This is a genomic window from Amycolatopsis sp. DSM 110486 (genome assembly GCF_019468465.1).
Taxonomy (GTDB): Bacteria; Actinomycetota; Actinomycetes; order Mycobacteriales; family Pseudonocardiaceae; genus Amycolatopsis.
The window spans coordinates 8,041,216-8,065,792 of sequence record NZ_CP080519.1; the positions used below are offsets into that span (position 1 = coordinate 8,041,216).

25 protein-coding genes are annotated in these 24,577 nt (G+C 68.9%); 10 read left to right on the forward strand and 15 right to left on the reverse strand.

Annotated features, from left to right (window positions below; translation table 11 throughout):
- Nucleotides 1–14 precede the first annotated feature (14 nt).
- The 5 genes from K1T34_RS39060 to K1T34_RS39080 all read right to left on the reverse strand — a co-directional run bounded on the left by K1T34_RS39060 (nt 15) and on the right by K1T34_RS39080 (nt 2,949).
- Nucleotides 15–317: a PLD nuclease N-terminal domain-containing protein gene (locus tag K1T34_RS39060; RefSeq protein ID WP_255637875.1), complete on the reverse strand. Its 303-nt coding sequence runs from the start codon at nt 315–317 to the stop codon at nt 15–17.
- A complete protein-coding gene (locus tag K1T34_RS39065) occupies nt 298–531 on the reverse strand; it encodes a hypothetical protein (RefSeq protein ID WP_220247882.1) in 234 nt (77 codons plus the stop codon). Before K1T34_RS39065 ends, K1T34_RS39060 begins: the two co-directional genes overlap by 20 nt.
- A 41-nt stretch (nt 532–572) precedes the next feature.
- On the reverse strand, nt 573–806 hold the full coding sequence (locus tag K1T34_RS39070; RefSeq protein ID WP_220239734.1) for an SHOCT domain-containing protein: 234 nt from the start codon (nt 804–806) through the stop codon (nt 573–575).
- A 19-nt stretch (nt 807–825) separates the two neighbouring features.
- Nucleotides 826–1,848: an NAD(P)H nitroreductase gene (locus K1T34_RS39075; protein ID WP_220239735.1), complete on the reverse strand. Its 1,023-nt coding sequence runs from the start codon at nt 1,846–1,848 to the stop codon at nt 826–828.
- Nucleotides 1,849–2,082: 234 nt separating this feature from the next.
- Nucleotides 2,083–2,949, reverse strand: coding sequence for an alpha/beta fold hydrolase (locus tag K1T34_RS39080; protein ID WP_220239736.1), 867 nt, complete (start codon nt 2,947–2,949; stop codon nt 2,083–2,085).
- A 57-nt stretch (nt 2,950–3,006) separates the two neighbouring features.
- On the opposite strand from K1T34_RS39080, the gene K1T34_RS53765 reads away from it, so the two are divergent.
- On the forward strand, nt 3,007–3,393 hold the full coding sequence (locus K1T34_RS53765; protein ID WP_255637877.1) for a hypothetical protein: 387 nt from the start codon (nt 3,007–3,009) through the stop codon (nt 3,391–3,393).
- Nucleotides 3,381–3,791 carry a helix-turn-helix transcriptional regulator gene (locus K1T34_RS53770; protein WP_255637878.1) on the forward strand — a complete coding sequence of 137 codons (411 nt, stop codon included), beginning with the start codon at nt 3,381–3,383 and terminating at the stop codon, nt 3,789–3,791. The genes K1T34_RS53765 and K1T34_RS53770 overlap by 13 nt, the downstream gene beginning before the upstream one ends.
- A 106-nt stretch (nt 3,792–3,897) precedes the next feature.
- Here K1T34_RS53770 and K1T34_RS39090 read toward each other — a convergent pair whose 3' ends face one another.
- Complete coding sequence (locus K1T34_RS39090) at nt 3,898–4,290, reverse strand: hypothetical protein (protein WP_220239737.1); 393 nt, start codon at nt 4,288–4,290, stop codon at nt 3,898–3,900.
- Nucleotides 4,291–4,554: 264 nt separating this feature from the next.
- On the opposite strand from K1T34_RS39090, the gene K1T34_RS39095 reads away from it, so the two are divergent.
- Nucleotides 4,555–5,067 carry a DUF2199 domain-containing protein gene (locus K1T34_RS39095; RefSeq protein WP_220239738.1) on the forward strand — a complete coding sequence of 171 codons (513 nt, stop codon included), beginning with the start codon at nt 4,555–4,557 and terminating at the stop codon, nt 5,065–5,067.
- Nucleotides 5,068–5,266: 199 nt separating this feature from the next.
- Here the strand turns inward: K1T34_RS39095 and K1T34_RS39100 are convergent, their stop codons facing one another.
- The 3 genes from K1T34_RS39100 to K1T34_RS39110 all read right to left on the reverse strand — a co-directional run bounded on the left by K1T34_RS39100 (nt 5,267) and on the right by K1T34_RS39110 (nt 9,881).
- Nucleotides 5,267–5,680 carry a hypothetical protein gene (locus K1T34_RS39100; RefSeq protein WP_220239739.1) on the reverse strand — a complete coding sequence of 138 codons (414 nt, stop codon included), beginning with the start codon at nt 5,678–5,680 and terminating at the stop codon, nt 5,267–5,269.
- 282 nt (nt 5,681–5,962) lie between these two features.
- Nucleotides 5,963–7,657 (reverse strand): FAD-binding protein, encoded by a 1,695-nt coding sequence (locus K1T34_RS39105; RefSeq protein ID WP_220239740.1) that lies wholly within the window; start codon nt 7,655–7,657, stop codon nt 5,963–5,965.
- A gap of 70 nt (nt 7,658–7,727) precedes the next feature.
- On the reverse strand, nt 7,728–9,881 hold the full coding sequence (locus K1T34_RS39110; RefSeq protein WP_220239741.1) for a PQQ-binding-like beta-propeller repeat protein: 2,154 nt from the start codon (nt 9,879–9,881) through the stop codon (nt 7,728–7,730).
- A gap of 264 nt (nt 9,882–10,145) precedes the next feature.
- On the opposite strand from K1T34_RS39110, the gene K1T34_RS39115 reads away from it, so the two are divergent.
- From K1T34_RS39115 to K1T34_RS39135, 5 genes are all read left to right on the forward strand, one after another.
- Entirely contained in the window at nt 10,146–10,289 is a 144-nt protein-coding gene (locus tag K1T34_RS39115) for a hypothetical protein (RefSeq protein ID WP_220239742.1), read from the forward strand.
- Nucleotides 10,274–10,963, forward strand: coding sequence for a pyrroloquinoline-quinone synthase PqqC (gene pqqC, locus K1T34_RS39120; protein ID WP_220239743.1), 690 nt, complete (start codon nt 10,274–10,276; stop codon nt 10,961–10,963). Before K1T34_RS39115 ends, pqqC begins: the two co-directional genes overlap by 16 nt.
- Nucleotides 10,960–12,354 (forward strand): pyrroloquinoline quinone biosynthesis protein PqqE, encoded by a 1,395-nt coding sequence (pqqE, locus tag K1T34_RS39125; RefSeq protein WP_220239744.1) that lies wholly within the window; start codon nt 10,960–10,962, stop codon nt 12,352–12,354. Before pqqC ends, pqqE begins: the two co-directional genes overlap by 4 nt.
- 89 nt (nt 12,355–12,443) lie before the next feature.
- A complete protein-coding gene (locus tag K1T34_RS39130; RefSeq protein ID WP_370643484.1) occupies nt 12,444–13,217 on the forward strand; it encodes an MBL fold metallo-hydrolase in 774 nt (257 codons plus the stop codon).
- Nucleotides 13,218–13,278: 61 nt separating this feature from the next.
- On the forward strand, nt 13,279–14,250 hold the full coding sequence (locus K1T34_RS39135) for a ThuA domain-containing protein (protein ID WP_220239746.1): 972 nt from the start codon (nt 13,279–13,281) through the stop codon (nt 14,248–14,250).
- A gap of 58 nt (nt 14,251–14,308) precedes the next feature.
- On the opposite strand, the gene K1T34_RS39140 is transcribed toward K1T34_RS39135, so the two are convergent.
- Genes K1T34_RS39140 through K1T34_RS39165 form a run of 6 tightly spaced genes read right to left on the reverse strand, consistent with a single transcriptional unit; the run spans nt 14,309 to nt 22,261 of the window.
- A complete protein-coding gene (locus K1T34_RS39140) occupies nt 14,309–15,067 on the reverse strand; it encodes an ABC transporter ATP-binding protein (RefSeq protein ID WP_220239747.1) in 759 nt (252 codons plus the stop codon).
- Nucleotides 15,064–16,893, reverse strand: a complete 1,830-nt coding sequence (locus tag K1T34_RS39145) for an ATP-binding cassette domain-containing protein (RefSeq protein ID WP_220239748.1) — start codon at nt 16,891–16,893, stop codon at nt 15,064–15,066. The genes K1T34_RS39140 and K1T34_RS39145 overlap by 4 nt, the downstream gene beginning before the upstream one ends.
- Entirely contained in the window at nt 16,890–17,759 is an 870-nt protein-coding gene (locus K1T34_RS39150) for a branched-chain amino acid ABC transporter permease (RefSeq protein WP_220239749.1), read from the reverse strand. The genes K1T34_RS39145 and K1T34_RS39150 overlap by 4 nt, the downstream gene beginning before the upstream one ends.
- A gap of 52 nt (nt 17,760–17,811) precedes the next feature.
- Nucleotides 17,812–18,972, reverse strand: a complete 1,161-nt coding sequence (locus K1T34_RS39155) for an ABC transporter substrate-binding protein (protein WP_220239750.1) — start codon at nt 18,970–18,972, stop codon at nt 17,812–17,814.
- A 32-nt stretch (nt 18,973–19,004) separates the two neighbouring features.
- On the reverse strand, nt 19,005–20,750 hold the full coding sequence (locus K1T34_RS39160) for a thiamine pyrophosphate-binding protein (RefSeq protein WP_220239751.1): 1,746 nt from the start codon (nt 20,748–20,750) through the stop codon (nt 19,005–19,007).
- 32 nt (nt 20,751–20,782) lie between these two features.
- Nucleotides 20,783–22,261: an aldehyde dehydrogenase family protein gene (locus K1T34_RS39165; protein WP_220239752.1), complete on the reverse strand. Its 1,479-nt coding sequence runs from the start codon at nt 22,259–22,261 to the stop codon at nt 20,783–20,785.
- 208 nt (nt 22,262–22,469) lie between these two features.
- Between K1T34_RS39165 and K1T34_RS39170 the strand changes: the two genes are divergently transcribed.
- Both K1T34_RS39170 and K1T34_RS39175 read left to right on the forward strand, forming a co-directional pair.
- Nucleotides 22,470–23,279 carry an IclR family transcriptional regulator gene (locus K1T34_RS39170; protein WP_220239753.1) on the forward strand — a complete coding sequence of 270 codons (810 nt, stop codon included), beginning with the start codon at nt 22,470–22,472 and terminating at the stop codon, nt 23,277–23,279.
- Between the two features lie 58 nt (nt 23,280–23,337).
- Nucleotides 23,338–24,576 (forward strand): CaiB/BaiF CoA-transferase family protein, encoded by a 1,239-nt coding sequence (locus K1T34_RS39175; protein ID WP_220239754.1) that lies wholly within the window; start codon nt 23,338–23,340, stop codon nt 24,574–24,576.
- The last annotated feature ends 1 nt before the right edge of the window (nt 24,577 follow it).

The following is a 24,577-nucleotide window of genomic DNA, read 5'->3' on the forward strand; positions in this document are numbered from 1 at the left end:
TCTCCGTTCGTCGGTCACTCCGAGTGTCGTGCGCGACGGTGGATGACTCTGGAGCCGAAGGTCCTCTCCGCGGAGGTCCTTGGCAGCCGGCCCCATCCGAAGTACGCGAGCGGCCCGGCGAAGTTGACGGCGATCACCGCCGCCCACAACGCTTTCGGCCCGCGAACCTGATCTGCCGGCCGGTGCGCGAGGTCCCACCACGCCGTCGCGGCCAGCGTGGCCTGGACCACGGCCGCGCCGGCGACGACCTGGCGTTCGGTGGCGGAGAGATCGGCCCACTTGCGGCCGCGGGCGCGATCAGCGCGGGGTGAGTTCACGGCCCACCAGCTCGGCGAGCTCGACGGTGCGGCACGCGTAGGCCCATTCGTTGTCGTACCAGCCGAACACCTTGGCGGTGCGGATCACGTGGTGCGCTTCCGGACCGTAGGTGCTTTCGTCGACGTCGAGCACGATCGTCGCGTCCACGCCCTTGTCCGGCGCGGAGACGATCACTTTGCGGGCGCCGGCGGCGAGGTGCTCTGCGACGGTCATGGGAACTTCCTTCACGACGGTGACCTGTTCCGCCCCGGGCGTCAGGGCCCGAGCGCCGTGCGGCGGCGCTCGTATTCCTCCTGATCGATTTCCCCACGCGCGAATCGCTCGCGCAGGATGCTCATGGCGCGGTCTTCGACCGATGTGGTCTTCGGAGTGCGCCGGATCAGCAGCGCGGCAACGATCGCGGCGGCGGCCAGCACCACGAGCAGCCCGATGATGACCAGCGCCGGAACGACCCAGCCGGCTGTCGTTCCGTAATGCCAGTACGGCATGTTGTCCACCTCGCTCAGATCAGTGCTCCTGGTGGTCGCCGCCGAAGGGCGCTTCGGCCGTGTCGAGAGGAATCAGTACGTCCTGCAGGTCGCGGCGTGGGGTCGCAGGCAGTGGATCCGCGTTCACGGGCGCCCAGCCGAGGCGCACGACCATCTGCGGGAACGTGCCGGACGAGACCTTGTTCTCTACCGTGCGCCGGACGTCGGGCAGTTCGAGCGGCTCCGTCAGCGGGCAGGTGGCGAGCCCGAGTCGGGTCGCCGTCAGCAGGGCCGCACTGGTCGCTTCCCCCGCGCGCAGGCGGGACATCCGGTCGTCGGACGCCGTGCTCAGCACCAGGAGCACGGTCTCGTCGTCTTCGCCGGTGGCGCCGACCGGTTCGGAGAGCTCGGGGTCGGCGAAGCGCCGGGTAGGCAACGTCCCCGGCGTGACGTCAGGAGCCGGCGTGCTTTTCGACGGGACGCCGTCGGGGGCTGCCCGCCGGCCGCTCCAGGCGGCGAGTTCGACCTGGTATGCGGGATCGGCTTGGTGGCGTCGGTTCGCTTCGCTGATCGCGGCGACCAGGTAGTGGCGCTCGGCGTTCTCGGCGACGCGCAGGACGACGCCCTCGTCGGCCACGGCCTCGGCGATCGACTCGAGGTACCCGCGCGGGACTTCCCACGAGCTGTGGCGGCGGCGGTCGGTACGGCGCCGCGGGATGGCCGCGGCGAGCGCGATCTCCGATGCGCTGGGCTCGCTCCGCCGGAACTCGACGGCGGCGAGGTGGTCGGGTTCGGCAGGATTGGGCAGCCGGTGCACGTCGGCCTGCCAGCCGAGCGCGGCGAAGCCGATTCGCAGGTGGTGCAAGGCGGCACCGCAGCCGATGAGAAGGTCGCGTCCGTCCGGGTCGGTTTGCGCGAGCTGCCGGGACGGATCGGCATACAGGTGCAGCGACCGGGCGCCCACTGCCCACCGCCAAGGCTGGGAGTTGTGCACCGACGGTGCGCGGATGGCCATCGCCACCGCGGCTTTGACGGTGAAGTCGTCGGGAAGTCCACGTTCCATGGCGGGCCCTGCCTAGCCGAGTCGTGAAGTCGTCGGCTTGACCCTGCCACTCGCGTGCCGCCCCGCTGGAGAGTCCGAGTTCCCCGGGTGGAGGGACTTTCGCCGGTCCTCGGCGAGCACGGCGAGCGCCCGCGCTCGGGACCGCTCGGCGGTGCCGCTCGTGTCGATGCCGAGCGCGTCCGGCCACTCGTCGGTTTCTGCGGCCATCCGCAGCGCGACACGCCGGACTGCTGGTCACCGAAGACGGGCAGTGTTGATCACTTCGAGAATCCGCTGCCGATCGTTGGGCCCGAGGTACAGGTAGTGCCCGGCTTCGGGTAGGACGTCGACCTCGGCGTGGGGGAGGAGTCTCCGGAGGTTCGTCGCGGCGGCGGTCGGATCGTGGACGACGCTGCGACCGCCGAACAGCGCCAGGACGGGTACCTGGATCGCTCGCAGGTCTTCCTCCCTCGGGCAGGTCTGGAACGGGACCCGGGCGCGGTAGGTGCGGATCCCGGCGACGATGACTTGTGCGGCGGGCTGGTCGAAGATGTCCTGTCCCGCCGACCAGATCAGGAAGCGTCGCCAGGCGCTGTCGCGGTTCAATACCGCCGAGGTGAGGCCGCGCCACTGGACGGCAGGCGAGAATTTGGCGCCGACGGTGGTGGGGTCGAGGAGGGAGATCGCGGCGAGCCGGGCCGGGGCGTGGATGGCTTGGTTGACCGCGTGCCAGCCACCGGTCGATCCTCCGACGAGGTGGACATTTCGCAGTCCGAGCGCGGTCAGGACGTCGTCGAGGCCCCGGGCGCGATCGCCGATGCTCGTGAACGGCGCGGTCTGCACGCTGCGCCCGGCTTCGCCGAGCGTGTCGAGGGCGTAGACCGGGCCGTGTTGCGCGAGTCCGGGGATCAGCGGTGCGTAGCAGGCGGAGGTGCCCATGAGGCTCGGCAGGAGCACGATCGGGTGCTCGCCGGCGCCGAAGCGGTAGACGCGGGTGGTGCCGTGGCGGCACGGGACGTCGTACACCTCGTCCGGTGGCGGAGTTTGCCCCATCGCGCGCTCGTAGACGTCGAAGTAACGCCGCTGTGCTTCGGGATTCTTGAACCTGCCGATGCCCTTCATGACGGGGACGCTATTTCGCGAGGCCCCGACGGTCTTGGACGAAAGTAAGATGGCGGCATGACGGAGTGGTCGCTCGTCGTGCCACGCGGGGAGGTCACGAGAGCGCAGGGGCGGCACGTCTTCGGGGCTTCGCGTGTCCCGGGAGTCTTGACGTACGCGGCTCACGACGTCCCCGACGCGGACGCGATGCCGTGGCGGGTGACGCCGTTGGGCGCGATCACGGTGGTCCTCGACCTCGAGGCGCCAGTGCGGACGCTGCCGCCGTCGCTGGTCCTCGGGCTGCGCGACCGCCCCCTGCTCGTGTCGCAACGCGGACGGGCGCGAGGGATCACGATCGCTTTGTCACCGCCGGCCGCGCACGCGTTGTTCGGGATGCCGCTGCGCCGCCGGCCAACACGAGCGTCGGCGCGACCGACCCGCTCGGCCGGGACGTGGGCCTGCTGACCGAACGGCTCGCCGCCACCTCCGGCTGGTCCGCGCGGTTCAACCTGCTCGACGACTTCCTCCGGCCCCGGGTGCTGGCCGGCCCGGCCCTGCCCCGGTCGGTGCAGGCGGCGTGGCAGCGGCTGACGTCCGGCCCGGTCCGGGTCGACGCGGTGGCGGCCGAGATCGGCTGGACGCGGCAGCACCTGACGGCCCGGTTCCGCGAAGACATCGGCCTCTCGCCCAAGACTGTCGGGCGGATCGCCCGCCTGCACCGCGCGGTGTCCCTCCTCCCCTCGGCACGTTCATGGGCGGACCTCGCGATCCGCTGCGGTTACGCGGACCAGTCCCACCTCAGCCGCGATTTCCGTAGCCTCACCGGCTGCACTCCCACCGAATACTTGACCGACAACGCGTAGCTCAACGCGATCGTCCATCCGGTGCTGCATTCGGCCCCCGAAAGCAAGATCCACAGCACGTCGGCTGCTACGCGAAGACGTCCGCGCTTGCCGAACACGAGAGCGTTCACCGGGTCGGCATTCCTCCGTGCGGGCTGTTGATCACCAAGGGTAGGGATCCGTCAGCCAGGTAGGGGTGCCCGGGAAAGTAGTCGACGTGAAGATGGCCGCCGTCATCGGCAGTGGCCATGGCATGCACATTTTCGGCCAGGACGGCCCTGGAATCGGCATTGCCGCTGATCACGAGAACCTGCGTCGGGGCATCGACGCGGATGCAGACGGCGGAGTCGGTTGTCGCCTTGACTTCGATCCCCGTCAGGGTGTGGCCGTTGGGTGAAGAAGCGGACGCGGCGCTGATGAACCCGGTCCCTTCGGCGATCGCGCTCGCCAAGCACGCCAGTTCTCTCGCGGTCGCGGTGATATCCACTTCTCCGAAAACGGGATCTGACATGAGTTCCACGGTTGACGCTCCTTCCTTGACACGATATTCCTCTGGGCGAACACGCCGGCCTCGCGGCCCTCCGCCTGTCCTCGGTGCTCAGCGGACGTCGAGTGACGAGGTGGTGAGCCTTGACCGCCTCCGCGCAATCATCATCGGCCTGGTGTCCACCACGCCTACGGGAACTACCTCGCGTATAGCCGGCACGAGAACCGGCTCCCGCCACTCAGCCAGTCCGAGACCAGATCGATCAAGGCCGTTCGAGGCATGCCTATGCTGTGCGCCATGACGACCGACCTGGGGTTCGACTGTTCCTGCTGCGGCCGGCACCACGACGAGCTCCCCTTGGGCTATGGCACATTCGCACCTGCCTACTGGCACGACGGCTTGGCCGGCAAATCTGACAGCATCCTCGGTGACGAGCAATGCATGATCGATGGAGAGCATTTCTTCATCAGGGCTCGCCTGATCCTGCCGACCCTGGATGCCGGCGATGACTTCGAATGGGGCGTGTGGGTGTCGCTCAGCGAGCCCAACTTTGCCCGCGTCACCGAACTGTGGGACAAGCCTGAACGAGTGCAGGAGGCACCCTATTTCGGATGGCTCGCCACCGAACTCCCCACCTACGAGCCGACAACCCTGAACCTGAAAACCAACCTGCACAGCCAGCCGGTCGGCGTCCGGCCAACCGTGGAACTCGAGCCCACCGACCACCCACTGGCGGTTGAACAGCGCACAGGTATCACCCGTGCCCGCGTGCGAACGATCGCCGAACTGCTCCTGCACCCCACCCAGTGATGACTCCGTGACGCGGGATCTCGGCCGCGCACCCGGATGCAGGTCAAGCACCGCGCGCGGATAGCCGCCGACCACAACACGATGCGCCAGCGGAAACGCGACCGCTTCTGACCGCCAGAAGCCAAGTCGCTCACGCACGCCGACAGCAGCGAACGTCACCAGTGCTGCCAACGTGCGGTCTCGACGGTCGGCGCCGGCGTCAGCGCAACGTCCAGCCGGCCGGGTCATCCTCTGTCCACAGCTCATGACGTTCCAGCGCGAACCGATCAGCGAAGCTGATGCGCTCATCCACCGCCAGCACTGTCTCTGCGCCGCCTGCCGCGTTGCGGCCAGGACCGATGCGATAGCCGGTGTCTATTTCCTCGTGCCAGGGCTGCTCGTCCACCACGACCCGGCACTTCGCGTCGTGGTCGATTCGGGCGTATCGCCGACCTGAGATGACCAGTCGCTGCGCCCGGGTCGACCATTGGAACAGCACCTGCTCCGAACTGAGGGCGTTGCTCCACACGGACCAGCCCTGGCCGTTGGCCAGGAAGACCAGATCGGTCGCTTCCATGCTGCCCGGGTAGATGCGGGCGTCGCTCCACTTGCCGACCAAGTCCGCGTCGTTCATCCCGCGATCATCGCACCCCCACCTGCACGCAGTCGGCCACGACAGCACAGCCAGTTCCAGCCGCTGCTCAACCCATTGCGAACTTGCCGCGGGATCGAGGCACCACCCGCGCCGGCGCGGCCGTCACCACTGGCCAGCCGCCAGAGTGCTTGCCAAGTGAGCACCTCCGGTCACGCCGGCAGTGCCCTCCAGTTCGGGAAAGCGGGTCAACCAGCTGTGCTCGGACAGCTGACGTCGCGATCTGGTCGCGGTACTGCCAAACGGATGTGAGTAGCAGAGCGTCTAAGTCGTGGCGTGGCGGGCCGCGAGGTAGCCGAAGATCAGGCCCGCGCTCACTTGGCATCCGGCGCCGGGGTATTCGGAAGCCATGGGAGAGTCCGCGTCGTTGCCGCAGGCGTACAAGCCCGGGATCGGGGTCCCCTGCTCGTCGAGGACTCTCGCGTCGGGATCGGTCCGCAGGCCCAGTGAGGTGGCCAGCGGGGTGGGAACGACGGCGATTGCGTGGAACGGGGCCGTTCGAACAGGGCCGAGGTTGGCGTTGGGTGTGTGGCGGGGGTCGCCACTCCGCTGCCCGAAGGGGCTTCGTCCTTTTCCGAACTCGTCGTCGACGCCGGTCCGCGCGTGCCGGTCGGCGGCCGCGACTGTGCGCTCGAGGCCGTCCGGATCGACGCCGATCATGGTGGCGAGCTCCCGTACCGTCGGTGCGGTGTGGAGGTAGCCGGCCGCGGTGTGCCGCCGGAGCACGGTCTTGGGCGCGTGCGGGCGGATCATGCCGAGCCCGTACCGGGAGAGAGTCCGGGAGTCGAGCACGAGCCACGCGGGGATGGTCGGCATGGACTGGTGCGAGTTGTACATCGCGCGGGTGAAGCGGTGGTAGGAAACGGATTCGTCGACGAACCGGCGTCCGGCGGCGTTGACGGCGATGATGCCGGGCTTGGCGCGGTCCCAGATGTGCGGGAACACCGCGGTCGACCCGTCTCGGCGACGGCCGATCGAGCTGGGAAACCACCATGCGTTGTCGTCGCGAGGTTCGCCGAGCGCGCCGCCGACAGCTTGGGCGAGGGCGATCGTGTCGCCGGTTGCGCCCTCGGCTGCCGGTGTGAACTGTGGCGTCGGCCGGGGCAGGTGCCGAGCTCGCAGCTCCGGGTCGGCGGGGAAGCCACCGCCGGCGAGGACGACTCCGCGACGTGCGGCAATCCGGACCGTCCGGCCGCGATGCTGGGCGGCCGCTCCGACGACGCGGCCTGCGCCGTCGGTGACGAGGTCGGTGGTGTGTGCGGTGAACCAAACCTCGCCCGAACGCAGAAGCAGCTGGTGATACAGGCTCGCGACGAGGGCGTTGCCCATGACCAGCCGGGTGCCGCGTGGGTAACGGAGCCGGTCGATCGCCCAGCGCAGGCCGAGGCGCAGCGCGACGGCCACGCCCCGCACCGAACCATCGAAGATGGTGAGGAGCTGGTCGACCTCGAGGCGGCGGACCATCAGGGTGCCACCGAAGAGCGCGAGTTCCGGGATCGGCGGGCGGATCCGGGCGAAGGCGCGCTTGCCCAGCCGCCGGCCGTCGAAGACGTGCGGCTCGAGTGCTCGGCCCACGCCGGATCCGGCGAGTTCGGGATGGTAGTCGACGACGGTCGCGGAATGCCGGAACCGCACTCCGATGCGGTCCAGGTAGTCGATCGCAGTGGGGCCGTGCGAGAGATATGTTTCCCGGAGTTCACGGGCTGCGCGGGCACCGACCAGCGCGTCGAGATAGGACGCCGCGGCCTCGGTATCGGCGACGGGGTCGTCCTGGAACTGGTGCCCCGGAATCCAGCAGGTCCCGGCGGAGCGGGCGGTGGTCCCGCCCAGCCACTCGGTTTTCTCCAGCACCAGGGCGGACAGCCCCTCGTGCGCGCCGACCGTTGCCGCGCACAGCCCCGCCGCGCCGGAGCCGAGTACCAGCAGGTCGACCTCGTGGTCCCATCGCTCGTCGGGCACGCTGTGGTCCCTTCTGATGAGGCTCCGCCGCGGTCTCCCTGAGTGGCGCCGGGAGGCCGCGGCGGAGCGGTCAGATCACGACGATCTTGCCGGTGTTCTGCGGGTAGATCGGGTCGTTGTAGAAGTACTCGCCCTTCTTCGCGAAGGTGTGCTTGAAGGATTGCCCCGGCATGAGGGTCCCGCTGTCGAACTCGTACTCGAAGAACGAGACCGCGCCGTGTGCGGTGGCGTTGCCGACCGGGTTGACGAAGGTGATCTCGGTGCCGACCGGGACGGTCAGGTTCTGCGGTGACATCGCGTTCTGCGTCACCGTGTTCTCCTGTGCGCCCGGCGTGCCCGCGCCGGCGTCCCAGATCCGGCCGAGCGTGACGGTGTAGCCGGCCGCCGCGGCGGTCACCGCCGCCGTGCGGATCTGGTTGCGCTTCGACGGGGGAGTGGGCGCGGTGGCGGGGGCGACCCGGCCGCCGAGCTTGAACGCCCACAGGTGGTCGCCCTTCGGGATGTCGGGGTAAGGCAGGCCGTTGCCGCCGGCGAACACGGCGAGGTACTGCTGCCCGTCGATCTCGTAGGTGACCGGGCTGGTGTGCACGCCCGCTCCACATTGGAATCGCCACAGTTCTTTGGCGTCGGTGTCGTCCATGCCGAGTAGGACGCCGTCGGGGCCGCCCTGGAACATCACGCCGCCCGCGGTGGTGAGGATGCCGTTGCCGTGCGCCAGCGACCATTCGCTGTCCTTGCTCCACACCAGCTTGTTCGTGCGGGGGTCGATCGCCGCGAGGCCGCCCGCGAAGTACTCGCCGTAGGGGCGGGCGGTGTTGACCCGGCCTCCGGTGGTGTTGGAGTACGCGGAGTTGACGAGGCCGTAGCCGACGTAAACGTAGCCGGTCTCGGGGTTGAACGAGACGTGCGCCCAGTCGGCGCCGCCGCCCGCGCCCGGGAAGATGATGGTGGCGCGGTCCCAGTGCGTGGCGAAGAGCCCGCCGTTGGGGTAAAACGGCACCGGCCGGGTGGAGTTGTCCAGGCGGGGTTCCTGGGGGACGAACGGGTCGCCCTTCGGGAACGGCTGGGTCGGCGAGGTCTTGTGTCGCGGGTCCTGCGGCACGGGGCGCTCTTCGACACCCTGCACGGGCTTTCCGTTGGTGCGGTCGAGGATGTAGTACATGCCGACTTTGGAGCCGTACGCGACGACCTTGCGCAGCTTCCCGTCGATGCGCAGGTCGATCAGCACCGGCGCCATCACGTTGTCGTAGTCCCAGATGTCGTGGTGTACCGACTGGAAGTGCCAGCGCCGCTTGCCCGTCTTGGCGTCGATGGCCACGAGCGAGTTGGCGAAGAGGTTGTCGCCGCCGCGGGTGGATCCGTTGGTGCGCGGGTAGGGGTTGCCGAACGTCCAGTAGACGAGCCCGAGGTCGGGGTCGACCGCGGGGTGGATCCACGGCACGGCCCCACCGGTCTTCCAGCTTTCGCCTTCCCAGGTGTCGTTGCCGAACTCGCCGGGGCCCGGCACGGACCAGAACGTCCAGGCGATCTTCCCGGTTGCCGCATCGAGGGCATACGCACGCCCGCGCGCGCCGGCGGTGCTGCCCTGCATTCCGACGTAGATGAGCCCGTCCCAGTAGACGATGGCGCCCGCGAGCGTCCCGGTCGCGCCGCCGCACTGCCCGTTGGCCGGGTCGCACTCCTCCGGCGTGCCCTGGGTCGGGTCTTCGGTCAGCAGCTGGCGCTTCCACAACACCGCGCCCGTTTTCTGGTTCAGCGCATACACGATGTTCGCGCCCGACGTCGAGAAGACCTTGCCCTGGCCGAGTGCGACGCCGCGCATGTTGGTGGTTTCGGAACCGACGTTCGACTTCCACCGGATGGCGCCGGTCTTCCCGTCGACGGCGAACACGTTCTGCTGGGTGGTCTGGACGTAGAGCACGCCGTCCTGCGCGACGATCGTGCTCTGCTGCGCGCGGGAGGTGTCGCCGCCCTCGAGGTTCACGTGCCAGGCGCCGCCGAGCCGGTCGAGGGTGCGGCGGTTGATCTGCTTGAGCGGTGAGTGGTTCTGGTTGGCGAGGTTTCCGCCGACCTTCGGGAAATCCGCACCGGTGGCACCGAAGGCATCGGGTTGCTTCGGCGTGTCCGGGGCCCCTGCCGACGCCGGCGCCGTGCCGAGCACTGTGCCCACCACCGCCGCGCTCGCCGTGGTGGCCGCACCGGACAGAAATCTGCGTCGATCCATCGATTGCCCTCTCTTCATTGAGGAAAAGCGCTGCGAGGAGTGACTCAACCCGAAGGACGTGGTCCACCTGGTGGTCCATCAAGTCCGTTGGTCGGTTGAGCTTAAAGGCTTCCGGAGTGGTCCACAAGACTGCGCGGCGGCCAAGTCGCCTCTTGTTCGACCTTGGGTCCAGGAGGTACTGTCCGGAGCGCCAGGTGGGCCAATCGGTCCGCTACATGGACCTGTTGGTTTCTCTGTCCCACTGTTGTGAAGAGGAGCGAAGCCATGTCCGCTGTACCGGAAACGCCCAGCACCAAGCTCGTCGAGTCCGTCCTGCCCACGTGGACCGACCCGGTGCTGGAGGGATACGAAACGCGGCCGGAGGTGACGGCCTACGCGCTTGAGAGCGGGCCGTGGAACGCCCGCTGACCAGGGCGGAGTTCACCGACGCCCTGCTCGGTCTGTCCAAACGCTACTGGGCGCACCACCCGTTCCACCTTCGCCTGCACGACGGGGGCTGCGAGCCGGCGGACCTGCGCCGCTGGGTGGCGAACCGCTGGTACTACCAGAAGTGCCTGTCGCGCAAGAACGCGGCGATCGTCGCGAACTGCCCGCTGCCCGAGGTTCGCCGCGCGTGGGTGGGCCGCATCGTGTTCCACGACGGGGAGCACGAGCACGAAGGTGGCATGCACGAGTGGCTGCGGCTGGCGGAAGCGGTGGGGCTGAGCAGGGCGGAGGTGCTCGACGAACGGCACGTGCTGCCCGGGGTGCGGTTCGCGGTCGACGGTTACCTCGACTTCTGCCGCACCCGGCCGTGGAAGGAAAGCGTGGCGGCCGCGCTGACGGAGCTGTTCTCCCCGGACCACATGAGCGACCGCATGGACGCGTGGCGCCGCCACTACGGCTGGATCGAGCCGGACGGGTTCGCGTACTTCGACCGGCGCATTCCGGCCGCTCGCGACGACAGCGCGTTCACCCTCGAGCTGGTGCTGACGCACTGCCGCACCCGTGCGGAACAGGAAGCCGCGATCCGGGCGCTGTCGTTCAAGTGCGACGTCCTCTGGAGCGTGCTCGACGCAGTGGACTATGCGAGGTGCTCATGACGCTGGACACCGGCAGCAGGCCCGGGGTGCGCCCGGGCGTGCGCCTGGAGCTCGACCCGGTGCGGCAGAGCCGGGTTCTCCTGTTCCCCGAAGGGGTTCTGGTGCTCAACGACACCGCGGCCGCCGTGGTCGAGCTCTGCGACACCCGGCGCACCGTGGCGGAGATCGTGGCCTGTCTGGGCGAGCGGTACTCCGGCGTCACGAATAGTTCGGTGCTGCGGGCGCTGGCCGACCTGGAGACCCGCGGGCTGGTGGGCACCGGGCCGGACGTGCGCGCGGCGCGTCCGGTACCCGCCGGAAAGCCGGTGACGGCGGCCGCGCCACGATCACCGGCGCCCCTCGGGCTGCTCGCGGAGCTGACCTACCGGTGCCCGCTGCAGTGCACCTATTGCGCCAACCCGCTGAACCTCGGCGACTACCGCGACGAGCTCGACACTGCCGGCTGGCAGGACGTTTTCGCGCAGGCGAGGGCTCTCGGTGTGCTGCAGCTGCACCTCTCGGGAGGGGAACCCGGTCTCCGGAAGGACCTGGTCGAGCTGGTGGCGACGGGGCACGACCTCGGGTTCTACCTCAACCTGGTCACCAGCGGCGTCTCGCTGAACGCCGCGCGGATCGGACAGCTCGCCGAGGCGGGACTGGACCACTTCCAGCTGTCCTTGCAGGATGCGGAAGCCGCACCGGCGAATGCGATCGCGGGGCGTCGGGCACACGAGCGCAAGCTCGCCGTCGCCGAGGCCGTGCGCGAAGCCGGACTCCCGTTGACGATCAACGTGGTGCTGCACAGGGGGAACGTCGGGCGGATCCCGGCCATCGCCGCGCTCGCGGTGGACCTCGGCGCGGATCGGCTGGAGCTGGCGCACACCCAGTTCTACGGCTGGGCCCTGCGCAATCGCGGCGCCCTGCTGCCGAGCCGGGAGCAGGTGGAGCGTGCTGCCGCCGATGTCGCCGAAGTGCGGGCCCGGTTCGGGGCCGGGCTCGAGGTCGTGCACGTCGCGGCCGACTACTACAGTCCCCGGCCCAAACCCTGCAACTACGGCTGGGGCTCGCGCCAGCTCGTGGTGAATCCCGTCGGCGGGGTGCTGCCGTGCCTGGCGGCGGAGACCTTGCCGGACCTTCAGGTGCCCTCGGTCCGCACCGAAGCGCTGGCCTCGATCTGGTACGACTCGCCGGCGTTCCGCCGGTTCCGCGGCACCGACTGGATGCCGGATCCCTGCCGGAGCTGCGTGCTCAAGGAAGTCGACTTCGGTGGCTGTCGCTGCCAGGCGTACCAGGTCACTGGCGACGCCGCGGCGACCGATCCGGTCTGCGACCTCTCGGAGTACCACCAGGTGGTTCTCGACCAGGTCGAGGACCCCGGTCCTGCGCCGGCCGTGCCCCGGCGGATGCGATGAAGGTCCGCTTCCTCGGCACCGCGGCGGGAGGTGGTGCCCCGCAATGGAACTGCGGCTGCGCAACCTGTGTGCGGGCGCGCCGAGCCGGGGTGTCGCGCACCCAGGATTGCCTGGCCGTCAGCGGTGACGGCGAGTCGTGGTACCTCACCAACGCCTCGCCGGACCTGCGGACGCAACTGCTCGCGACACCGGAGCTGGCACCGGCCGCGGGATCGCGCGAATCACCTGTCCGCGGGGTGGTCTTCACCAGCGCCGAACTCGACCACACCCTCGGGCTGCTCACCCTCCGCGAAGCCGGCAGCCTGGACGTCTACGCCACCGCGACCGTCCACAAGGCATTGCGATCCGGGTTTCCGATCGAGACCACGATCGGCTCGTACACGCAGCTTCGCGAACACCACCTCGCACCCGGAACGCCGGTGGAGCTCGAAGGCGGGCTCCGTGTCACCTTGACCGTGCTGAGCAGCAAGAGGCCCAGGTATGCGGGCACGGCGCCGTCGGGCGAGTGGGTCAGCGCGTGCCGCTTCGATTCCGGCTCCGGCACGCGAGCCTTCGTCTACGCGCCGGGCCTCGCCGCGTGGACCGACGAGTTCGCCACGGTGATCGACGGTGCGGACGTCGTCGCGCTCGACGGTACTTTCCTCACCGAGGAAGAGATGGGGCCAGGACGTCCGGCGTCGGGCATGGGGCACCTGGCCATCACCGAGGCCCTGCCTTTCCTGGCCGGGCATCCCGGACCCCGGTACCTGTTCACCCACCTCAACAACACCAATCCGCTGGTGCTTCCGGACGCCCACGAGGCGTCCGCGCTGGCGGAGGTGAACGCCGCTGTGGCGTTCGACGGGCAACTGCTCGAACTCTGAATCCGATTCCCCTGCCGGCTTCGACGGCAGGTCCACTGTGTCCAGAACAGGATGGAGAACCATGAAGAGACGTTCGGCAACGGTGCTGACAGCTCTGGCGAGCGCGTCCGCCGCCGCACTCGCGACCATGCTGGCCTTCGGAATGCCCGCGTCGGCCCACGACGGCAGTGGCAAGACGGGTGCGCAACAACTGGGCGATCCCCAATACGGGGTGTGCCGCGGCCTCGACTCCAGCTGCTACCACAACTGGGGCAACTTCGACCTCTCCAAGGGGATCAAGGTCCTCGTCTACTCGCGCACGGCGGGGCCGCGCCACGCCAACCTCGGTCCCGCGCTCGGCCCCGGTATGAACCCGCCGCTGGCCGACGCCAACGTCGCGCAGAAGGCGCTGGTGAAGCTCGGGCAGCAGAACGGTTTCGCGGTCGACTGGACCGAGGACGTCACCCAGCTGGCGAGCCCGAACACGTTGTTCAAGTACAACGCCGTGATCTTCCTCAGCACGAGCCGTGACGCGCTCGACGACTCGGCCCAGACGTCACTGCGCCAGTACATCCGCGGCGGCGGTGGTTTCGTGGCCATCCACAACGCCTTCGGCACCGAGTACAACTGGCCCTGGTACGAGGGACTGCTGGGCGGGACCAACTACTACGACCACGGCCCCGCGCAGGCCGGCACCGTGCAGACGGTGGAGCGCAACGACGTCTCGACGAAGAACCTTCCGAACCGCTGGGCCTTCACCGACGAGTGGTACAACCTGGATCCCTTCCCCAGCAACGTCCGCTTCCTCGCGAAGGTGGACGAGTCGAGCCTGGCCGAGGGCGTGAAGGGCTCGATGGGGCACCCCGGCCACGGGACGAACCACCCGGTGGCCTGGTGCCAGTACTACGACGGCGGCAGGTCGTGGGTGACGACGCTCGGCCACGAGGACTGGGCTTACACCAACTCGACCACCTCCGACGGCGCGCGGTACTTCCAGTCGCTGATCGTGGGCGGGATCAAGTCCGCAGCGGGTGCGGCGCCGTTCTGCCGCTGACGACGAGAGAGGGCCCCGGCTTCGACGAAGCCGGGGCCCTCTCTCGTGAGTGCGCTCGTCAGAGGCCGAGGTAGATCTGCCGGACCAGCGGGTCGTGGCTGAGGTCCGCGGAGCTGCCGGTCATCGCAACCTGGCCGTTCTCCATGACCAGGCAGGTTTCGGTGGCTTCGAAGGTGAGCTTCGCGTTCTGCTCGACCAGCAGCAGCCCGAGGCCGGCCTCGGAGAGGCGTTGCAGGCTCGCGAGGACCTCCTCGACGAGCTTGGGGGACAGCCCCATGGACGGCTCGTCCAGCAAGACCAGCTTGGGTTCGGACATGAGGGCCCGCCCGATGGCGAGCATCTGCTGCTGGCCCCCGGACAGGGCGCCGGCGAGGCGGTGTTGCATCTCGCCGAGCACGGGGAACATCTCGTACACCTCGTGCAGGACTTGTCGGGTCCGGCCTCGCCACGGCTTGAGGTACGCGCCGAGAAGGAGGTTCTTCTCCACGGAGAGGCCGCCGAACACGTGCCGGCCCTCGGGGACGTAGCCGATGCCGTGGCGCACGACGTCCTTGGGTTTCACCTTGGTCAGATCCTGGTCGCCGAACCACAAGCCGCCGACGGACCGGGGGACGAGACCCATGAGTGCCTTCAACGTCGAGGTCTTGCCTGCTCCGTTGGCCCCGATGATGCCCATGCAGCACCCCGCTGCGACGGTGAACCCGACGGAGCTGACGGCCTGGACTCCGCCGTAGCGCACCGAGAGGTTCTCGACGCGAAGGTCGCCCGCGAGGCCGTGGCCGGCCTCGCGCTGGTGTCCGCTTTGCTCGGTCTTCACGGCATGACCTCTGTTTCCACTGCGTGGGCGACCTCGGCGACGCTGAACGAGTCTCCGAGGTAGGCCTCGATGACCTCGGGCCGGATCGCGACTTCGGCGGGAGTGCCTTCGGCGATCACGCCGCCTCCGGCGAGGACGGTGACGCGGTCGCACAGCGACATGACCAGGCTCATGTTGTGCTCGATCAGCACGACGGTGACGCCACTGTCGCGAATGGATCGGACGATCTCCTTGAGCTGGCCCACTTCCTGTCCGTTGAGACCCGCGGCCGGCTCGTCGAGAAGCAGCACCTTCGGGTCGGCGGCCATGGCCCGGGCCAGCTCCACCCTGCGCTGGATCCCGTACGGGAGTGACCGGGGGGCCGCGTCGGCGAAGTCCTCGAGGCCGAACCGGCTCAGCAAAGCGCGGGTATCCCGGCGCAGAGCGCGTTCGGCACGCCAGACACCAACTGGCCAGACCACGTAGTGCCAGAGCGAACGCATCGACGAGTGATCCAGCGCGACCAGCAGGTTCTCCTCGACCGTCAGCTGGCCGAAGAGGCGCAGGTTCTGGAACGTCCGCGAGAGGCCGGCGCGGGACAGCTGGTGGGTCCGGCGCCCGGTGAGGGTCAGGTCCCCGATGGCCGCTGTGCCTGTCGACGCGGTGTAAAGCCCGCTGATCACGTTGAACAGCGTTGTCTTCCCCGAACCGTTGGGTCCGACGATGCCGCGGATCTCACCGGCCTCGACGGACAACGACACGCCCTTGAGCGCCTTCAACCCGCGGAATTGCTTGCTGATCCCGGAGATCTCGAGTGGCGCGCCGTGGCGGCTCCCCTCGGTGGGCGGGTAGGGGAGGAATGGCCCGAGTACGGCCCGGTCGGCGGGTTTCCTCCGCCGCAGTACCCGGCGGATCTGTGTGGGCAGTCCGGCCAGCCCCGCCGGTGCGAAGACGACCATGAGCACGACGACCGCGCCGTAGCCGAGTTGCGCGTAGACGGAGAAGTCGGTGAGCGCTTCGCGGACCAGGGACAGGGCGACCGCGCCGACGATGCACCCGGGGATGCTCTGCCGACCGCCGATGATGACCATGGCCAGCAGGAGGAACATGTTGGCGACGCTGAACGTCTCGGGCGCGATGTAGTGGATGAGCCCCGCGTAGAGCACTCCGGCGACGCCGCCGTACACGCTCGAGACGAGGAACGCGGTCATGCGCAGTACCGGGACCGGCGCCCCGACGGCGCCGGCTGCGATGGAGTCGTCGCGCATGGCGCGCAGGCGCCGGCCCAGTGCGGTCCGCACGACGAACACGGCGAACGCCACGGCAAGCGCGAACACGACGAGTTCGAGGTAGTAGTACAGGTACTCGTTGGTCAGGTCGATGCCGAACAGAGGCGGAACCGGGATGCCGCTGATACCTGATGCTCCGCCGGCGATGTGCGCGTTGGTCACCCAGTTGGTGAAGGCCAGCGCGAGCCCCAGCGTGACGATGCCCAGATAGTGCGATTGCACGCGCAGGGCGGGAATTCCGACGACCAGTCCCGCGGCCGCGGTGGCGATCACGGCCAGCACGGCGGAGACCCAGAACCCGAGCCCGGAGGCGGTGGTGAAGATGGCGAGGGCGTAGGAGCCGACGCCGAAGAACGCGATCTGCGCGAGGTTGATCTGCCCGGCCACGCCCATGGCGATGCCCATGCCGACCGCCAGCAGGGCGAACACGATCGCGATGTTGACGACGTGGATGCCGTAGCCGTCAAGTCCGTAGGGCAGGAGCCAGGCGAGGACGGCGAGCAGGATGATTCCGGCGATCCGCGTGCTCAGGCCGCGGTTGCGCACGAGGAGGTTCATGCCCGGCTCACCGTCCGCTCGCCGAACAGGCCGGTCGGTTTGACCATGACGATCACGGTGAACACGAGGAACACCACCAGGTCCGAGTAGCCTTGGAACCAGCCGGCGGCGAAGGAATCCAGGATTCCGATGGCCAGCCCGCCCACGATCGCGCCCGTGATGTTGCCGAAGCCGCCGAGGATAGCGGCGGCGAAACCCTTGATGCCCAGGGCCCCGCCCATGGTCGGGCTCACGTACAGAAGTGGGCCGACGAGGCCGCCGGCGAGCGCCGCCAGCCCGGCGCCGATCGCGAAGGCGATGGCGTTGCTGCGTCCGACGTGGATGCCGACCGCGGTGGCCGCTTCGTGGTCCATGGCGACGGCTTGCATGGCGGCACCTCGTTTGGTCCGCTGCAGGAAGATGAGCAGGAGCACCGTGGCGACCGCGGCGATCCCGAGCACGACGAGGCTGTAGGTGCGGATGCGCACGCCGAAGACGTCGAGCGGCTGGGAGCCCACCGGGGTGGGAACGGCGCGGCCGGTCGCACCCCAGATGATGGTGGCGAGCGACTCCAGCACGACGCCGAAGCCGATCGTGCCGATCAGCATCAGGTCGAAGTCCTTGTTCTCCAACGGACGCAGCACCCGTTCCATCACCAGCGCGATGAGGCCGGTGACGACCATGGCGACGATGATGGCGAGGACGAACGGCAGCCGGGAGGACATGTAGAAGGTCGATGCCGCGTAGGCGCCGACCATTACGACCTGGCCGTGTGCGAAGTTCACCAGGCCCATGGTGCGATAGACGATCGAGAAGCCCATGGCGACGAGGGCGTAGACAGCGCCGAAGCTGAGCCCGCCCACGAGCGTCTGGAGAAAGACTTGCATGAAAAGTCCTTTCACAGACGGGGGCCGCGCGCCGGGCGCGGCCCCCGCAGGATCAGCTGGTGGCGGTGGCGATCAGTTTCCCGCCGGTGATGACGCCGATCGAGGTGGCGTGGATGCCGACGCCGGTCTGGTCGAAGGTGAACGTGCCGAGCAGGCCCGGGTACTTGGTGGCGCGGATCGCATCGGCCAGCTGCTGACCGGTCGCGGCGTTGCTGTTCTTCATCGCGGTCAGGAAAATGTTCGTGCCGTCGAAGGATTTCGCGCCGTGCAGTTCGGCGTCCTCGTTGTAGGCCGTCTTGTAGGCCTGGGCGAAGGAGCGGGAAGCGTCACTGGTGTCATTGCTCAGGTAGGGGCTGCTCACCACGGTCCCCTCGGCGTTGGCGGCGCCCGAGGTCTGGAGGTAGACGGTCGTTCCCATGGGTGCCGCGCCGGCCACGGTGGCGTTCAGCCCGAGCTCGCGCGCCTGTTTGACGATGAGCCCGGCTTCGACCTCCTCGGTGCCGACGAACAGCACCTGCGGGTTCTTCTGCCGGATGGACGTCAGCGCCGCGCTGAAGTCCTTCTGGTCGGTGGTCACCACCTGGTCGTCGACCGGCTTGATCCCCCGATCGGCCAATGCTTTCCCGAAGGCGTCGTGCTCGCCCTTGCCGTAGGAGCCGTTGTTGCTGATGAAGGCGATGCTCTTCAGGTCCTTCTGGTCGACGAGGTACTTGGCCAGGGTCTCGTCGTAGGTCGTGCTCGTCGGGCCGTTGAGGAACTGGAACGGGCTTTTCACCGCGGTGATCGAGGGGGATTGCCCGGAGGTGATGCTGGGAATCTTGGCCTGCTGCAGGACGGGTGCCATGGCGACGGTGACCGCGCTTTCGGCGGTGCCGATCATCGCGACGTAGCCCTCGCTGGCGATCTTGCGAGCGAGGTTGGTGCCGATCGTGGGGTCGCCCGTGTCGTCGAACACATCGAGCTGGATTTTCCTGCCGTTGACCCCGCCTTTCGCGTTCCACTGGTCGACGGCGAGCTTCGCGCCCTTGTATTCCCAGGCGCCCAGCGAGCTGAGCTGGCCGCTCTGGGCGTCGACGACGGCCATCTTGATGGGACCGGTCGTCGAGGCGTTGGTGTTCGACGAGCTCCCAGGCGCGCTGCAGGCGCTGCCGACGCCCACCGCCAGCACCGCCAATGCGGACGCCACCACGCGCCCACGTCGGAATCGGATCATGAATGCCACCTCGTTGTGTCAGGAGTGCGGAGTTATTCGAAGACGCCCTGGTAGATGTCCTTGATGTTCCAGTGCCCCGGAGTCGGCACCGGCTCGTTGACCATCGGAACGTCGAGGACCGCCGGCCGACGGCGCGCGACCGCGTCGCGGAGTGCTTCGCCGAGGCCCTCCGGGGTCTCGACCAGGTATCCGTCGGCGCCGCAGGAACGGCCGAGCGCGGCGAAGTCGGGCGACGCGGGATTGCCGTCGCGGTCGAGGAACTCGCAGCCGAAGCTCTGCCCGAAGTTCCCGGCCTGCAGGTCCGCGATGGTGCCGTGGGCCCGGTTGTTCATCACGACGAAGATCACGGGCAGGCCCTGCTCGACGGCCAGCGGAATGGCGGGCAGCTGCGCGCTCATCCCGCCATCGCCCACCAGGGCGACGACGACCCGCTCGGGCGCGGCGATCTGCACGCCGACCGCGGCCGCCGGCCCGAAGCCCATTGTGGACGCTCCGCCAGGGGTGATGAACCGGCCGTCCTCGGGCAGTTCGTAGCACTGGGCCACACCGTTCTTGTTCCACCCGACGTCGGTGACGAGGACGGCGTCGGACGGCAGGACGGTGCGGAGGTCCTCGAGGATGCGTTCCGGCCGGAGGGGGAAATCGTCGCTGCGGCCGCGCTCCTGGCTCGACTCGAACAGCGTCGTCCGGGCGGTGGTGATGGTTTCCCGCAGGCCGGGCCTGGAGACCCGCTCGGGGGCGAGGGCTCGCACCGCCGCGGTGATCGCCGGAACCGCGTGGTTGACGTCGGCGACGGCTCCGAGGGCGACGGGGTAGTTCCGGCCGATCTCGGCGGCGTCGATGTCGATCTGGATCAGCTGTGCCGGCGGGAACCGCCACGTGTAGTCGGAGTCCCACGAGCTGGCGTCGGTCTCGGCGAAGCGGGTCGCCAGCGCGAGCACGAGGTCGGTGTCGCGGGTGTAGTCGTTCGTGAGCTCCAGGCCCCAGAAGCCGGTCATGCCCATGACCAGTGGGTGCCGGTCGGGAAGCGTGCCCTTGGCCATGAGCGAGTGGGCGACGGGGATGTCGAGGTGCTCCGCGAGGTCGAGCAGCGCCGCCCGCCCGGCCGGCCCGCGCAGACCGCCGCCGAGGTAGATCAACGGACGCTTCGCGTTGACGAGCAGCTCGGCGATCCGCGCGGCGTCCGCGTCGCTCAACGCCGGCGTCGCGACCTGCTCGACCAGCGGGTAGTCCACCACGCGGACCTGGCGGGAGAACAGGTCCATCGGGACGTTGAGCAGAACCGCGCCCTTGCGGCCGGACGTCGCCGTCCAGAAGGCGCGCTCGGTGAACCTGGTCAGGTCCTCGGCGCGGTGGACGTGCCAGGCGCGCTTGACGAACGGGCGGTAGATGGCGGTCTGGTCGGCGTCGGCGTGGAGGTTCACCTCCTGGTGGGGGTGGCGACCGTGGTAGTACGACGGGACATCGCCGGAGATCGTGATGAGCGGGACGGAGTCGAGTGCGGCGGTGGCGACACCGGTCACCGCGTTCATCATGCCGGGACCCGCGTGCACGAGCAGGACTCCGGGTTTGCCCGACACGCGGGCGTACCCGTCGGCGGCGTGGGCGGCCGCTTGCTCGTGCCGGGCCATGACGAATTCGATGCTGCTGCGCCCGAGTGCGTCCAGGAAGGCGATGTTGGTGTGGCCGCACAGGCCGAAGACGTACTCGACGCCGTAGGACTCCAGCTGCCGGACGAGTGCTTCCGCTGCGGTCGTCGTCGGGGCGGGTGCGGTCATCGGTGCGTCGCTCCTCTTGTCACGGGTCTCGGTCACTGCTCGCCCCAGATCGAGGTGCCTCGCAGGATCAGGGTCTTCACGACGGTGTAGTCGTCGATCATGTGCGCGGGTGACTCCCGGCCGAAGCCGGAGTCTTTGACACCGCCGAAGGGAATGTGGTCGAGCCGGTAGTTCGACGAGCCGTTCACGACCAGCCCGCCGACCTGCAGCTCGCGCCACGCGGTGAAGATCGTGCGGATGTCCTGGGTGAAGATCCCGGCCTGCAGGCCGAACCGGCTCGCGTTGCAGGCCCGGATGACGTCGTCCAGGTCGTCGAACGGCAGGACGGCGACGAGGGCGCCGAAGACTTCCTTGACCACGACGTCGGCGTCGCCGGGTGGGTCGGCCACGATGGTCGGGAGCAGCGTGGCGCCGTCGCGGGTCCCGCCGAGCAGGACCCGCGCGCCACCGAGGCTCGCGTCGGCAGCCCACTGCTCCACGCGCGCGGCGGCTTGTTCGTCGACCATCGCCCCGACCTCGGTCGCGGGGTCGAGTGGATCCCCGACCTTGAGCTGGGCGACCTCGTCGCGGAAGGCGGTCAGGAAGTCGTCGAAGCGGCTTCGGTGGACGTAGACCCGCTGTACGGAGATGCAGCTCTGCCCGGAGTTGCTGTACCCGGTCCGGGCGCAGGTCCGGGCGGCGTGCGCGAGGTCGGCGTCGGCGCACACCAAGGTGGCGGCGTTGCCGCCGAGCTCCAGGACGAGGCGTTTCGCGCCGGCTGCCCGCGCGACCGCGGCCCCGGTCTCCGCGCTGCCGGTGAAGCTGATGACGGCGACGGCGTCGCCCGCGCACAACGCGGCTCCGACCTCGCCGCCGCCGTGCAGCAGCTGGACCGCCTCGACGGGCATGCCGGCGTCGAGGAGCAGGGCCACGATCGCGGCTGTCGTCGCGGGAGCCTGGGGCGGCGCCTTCACGATCGTGGTGTTGCCGGCCGCGAACGACGCGCCGAGCTTGTGGGCCAGCAGGTTCGCGGGGGCGTTGAACGGTGTGATCGCCAGAGCGACACCGGCGGGGGCTCGGAAGGTCATGGCGGTGTTGCCGACGCCGCGGTCCCAGCCCGACACCGGGAGCATGTCGCCGCCGATGTGCCGGGTTTCGTTGGCGCACACGGCGAACGTGTCCGCCACGCGGTCCAGCTCGCCCCGCCCGTCCTTGAGCGGTTTGCCGAGCTCCAGTGCGATCAGCCGGGCGATCGCGTCTCGGTGCTCGATCGCCGACTGTGCCGCACGTTCGAGAATCGCGGCCCGGGTCGCCGGTGCGAGGCGTCCGACGACGGGCGCGTTCTCCGCGGCGTAGGCCAGAGCGTCGGCTACCTGGGTTTCCGACGCGGGGTACGACTTCGTCACCACTCTGCGGACGTACGGGCCCATCCGGTCGGTCGGCGGTCCGTCGCGTGTCCACTTGCCGCCGACGAACGCGGCGGCCTCCATGGCGTCATCGGATGTCGAGGATTCGAGAATCTCCTGCAGCACCGCCACACTCCCTTGTGAACCATCAAACGGTACATCTGGACCACTCTGCGGACTCCGTGTAACGTACGGTTGGCGACAGGCGCTGGCAAGACTTCGAGCCGAAGAAGTTACGAACCGGCCCAGGGTGGCCACCCGGTTCGAAATCCGGGTCGAAACCCGAGGATGCTGGGCAAAACGATTACGACAATGGGCAAGGGGAGAGTTGGTCATGAAGCGGGCCGGTGCCGACGAAGCCGTCGACCAGACGGAAAACTCGTCGCAGGAAAGCGGCGAGTCGCAGGGCGTGCGCAGTGTCCAACGGGCACTGGACATTCTGGCGCTGCTGACGGAAACTCAGCCCACGGTGTCGATCTCCGACATCGTGAAGGAAACCGGTCTGGCCAAGACGACGGTGATCCGCTTGGCGCAGACCCTCGAGCAGAATGGCCTCCTGTGGGCGACGCCCAAGGGGTACATGGCGGGGCCGGGTCTCTGGCGCTGGGCACATCTGGCCAAACAGAGCTGGGAGCTTCCCGCGGAAACCAAGCAGCTGATGCGCGAGCTGGGGGATCGTCAGCGGGAGACCGTCAACCTCTACGTCTTGCGTGATGTTTACCGGGTTTGTGTTGCTCAGCAAGAGAGTCCTCAATCGCTGCGGCACGTCGTGCGCGTCGGAGACGAGCTTCCCCTGTGGGCGGGTGCGTCGTCGAAGGTGCTGCTGCGCGACGCGTCTGCCGCCCTGTTGACGCGCATCGCCCGCAGCTCGCCCGACGGAGTGGAGCACTTACCTGCTTTGCAGGCGACGGTGACGGAGGCCGCCGAGCAGGGTTTCGCGTTCAGCCACGGCGAGCGCGAAGCAGGTCTTTCGGCGGTGGCGGTTCCGATTGTCAGTGCGGCGGGAACTGTTGTGGCGGCGTTGTCGCTGAGCGGGCCGACCGTGCGTTTTCCCGACGACCGTATTTCCGAGTTCGTCGACGATCTCAAATCTGTTGCCGCGCGCATGGCGGAGCGGGGGTTCGCCCATCCCTTCGCCGGGTGAAGCCGGCCCGACACGACGTGCCGTTCGCGCTGATGCGGGCGGCGCACAAGGAGAGGGAATGCAGAGGAGACCGCTTCGCGGCATCCGGGTACTGGACCTGACGAATGTTCTCGCCGGTCCGTACTGCAGCTACCAGCTGATGCTCTTCGGTGCCGAGGTGGTGAAGGTCGAGGTCCCCGGATCCGGGGACCTGGCCAGGAGCCTGGGACCGGACGCGGAGCTCAACCGGGCGGGCCTCGGCGCCTCGTTCCTGGCGCAGAACGCCGGCAAGAAGTCGATCGAGCTGAACTTGAAGGACGCGGTGCAGCGCGCGCTGTTCGAGGACCTCGTCCGTGGGGCCGACGTCCTGCTCGAGAACTACCGCGCCGGAGTGCTGGAGCGGCTCGGCTTCGGCTGGGACCGGTTGCGGCAGCTGAACGGCCGGCTCGTCTACTGCGCGATCTCGGGGTTCGGGCAGTCCGGACCATTGAGCCAGGCACCCGCCTACGACCAGATCATCCAGGGCCTGTCGGGAATGATGAGCGTCACCGGCACGGAGGACACCGCCCCCCTGCGGGTCGGCTTCCCGGTCGCGGACACCGTGGGCGGGCTGATGGCGGCGCTGTCGATTTCCTCGGCGCTGGTCGGCCGTGAGCGGTCCGGCGAGGGCTGTTTCCTCGACCTGTCGATGCTCGAGGCGTCCATTTCGGCGATGGGCTGGGTGGTGTCCAACTACGTCATCAGCGGAATCCCTCCGGAGCCGATGGGACGGGAGAACGCGACGGCCGCGCCGTCCGGGACCTTCTTCGCCGCGGACGGCCCCCTCAACATCGCCGCGAACCGGCAGGAGCAGTTCGTGACGCTGTGCGGTCTGGTGGGACGGCCGGATCTGGTGGCGGACCCGCGGTTCGCCGATCGAGAAGACCGCAAACGCCATCGCGCCGAACTCAGCGACGAGCTCAACCGGGCGTTGCGGCTTCGAAACTCGCAGGAGTGGGAGACGGAGCTGTCGGCTGCCGGAGTGCCCGCCGCCCGCATCCTGACGGTGCCGCAGGCACTGAAATCCGAACAGCTCGCGCACCGCGGATTCTTCACCGAGATCGGGTTCCCCAGTGATCCCGAGCGAACCCTGCGCGCCAGCGGCAACGGCGTGCTCGTCGACGGTGAACCACTCCGACCGACCGCTGCGCCACCGTGGCTCGGGCAGCACAACGACGAAGCCGCCGAACTCGTCCGGCGCTGGCGCGCCACCGGCATCCCGTCGCCGGCACGCCCGATCCCCGACCAGGTGTCGCCCGGCCGAACCGAAAGGGACTGAC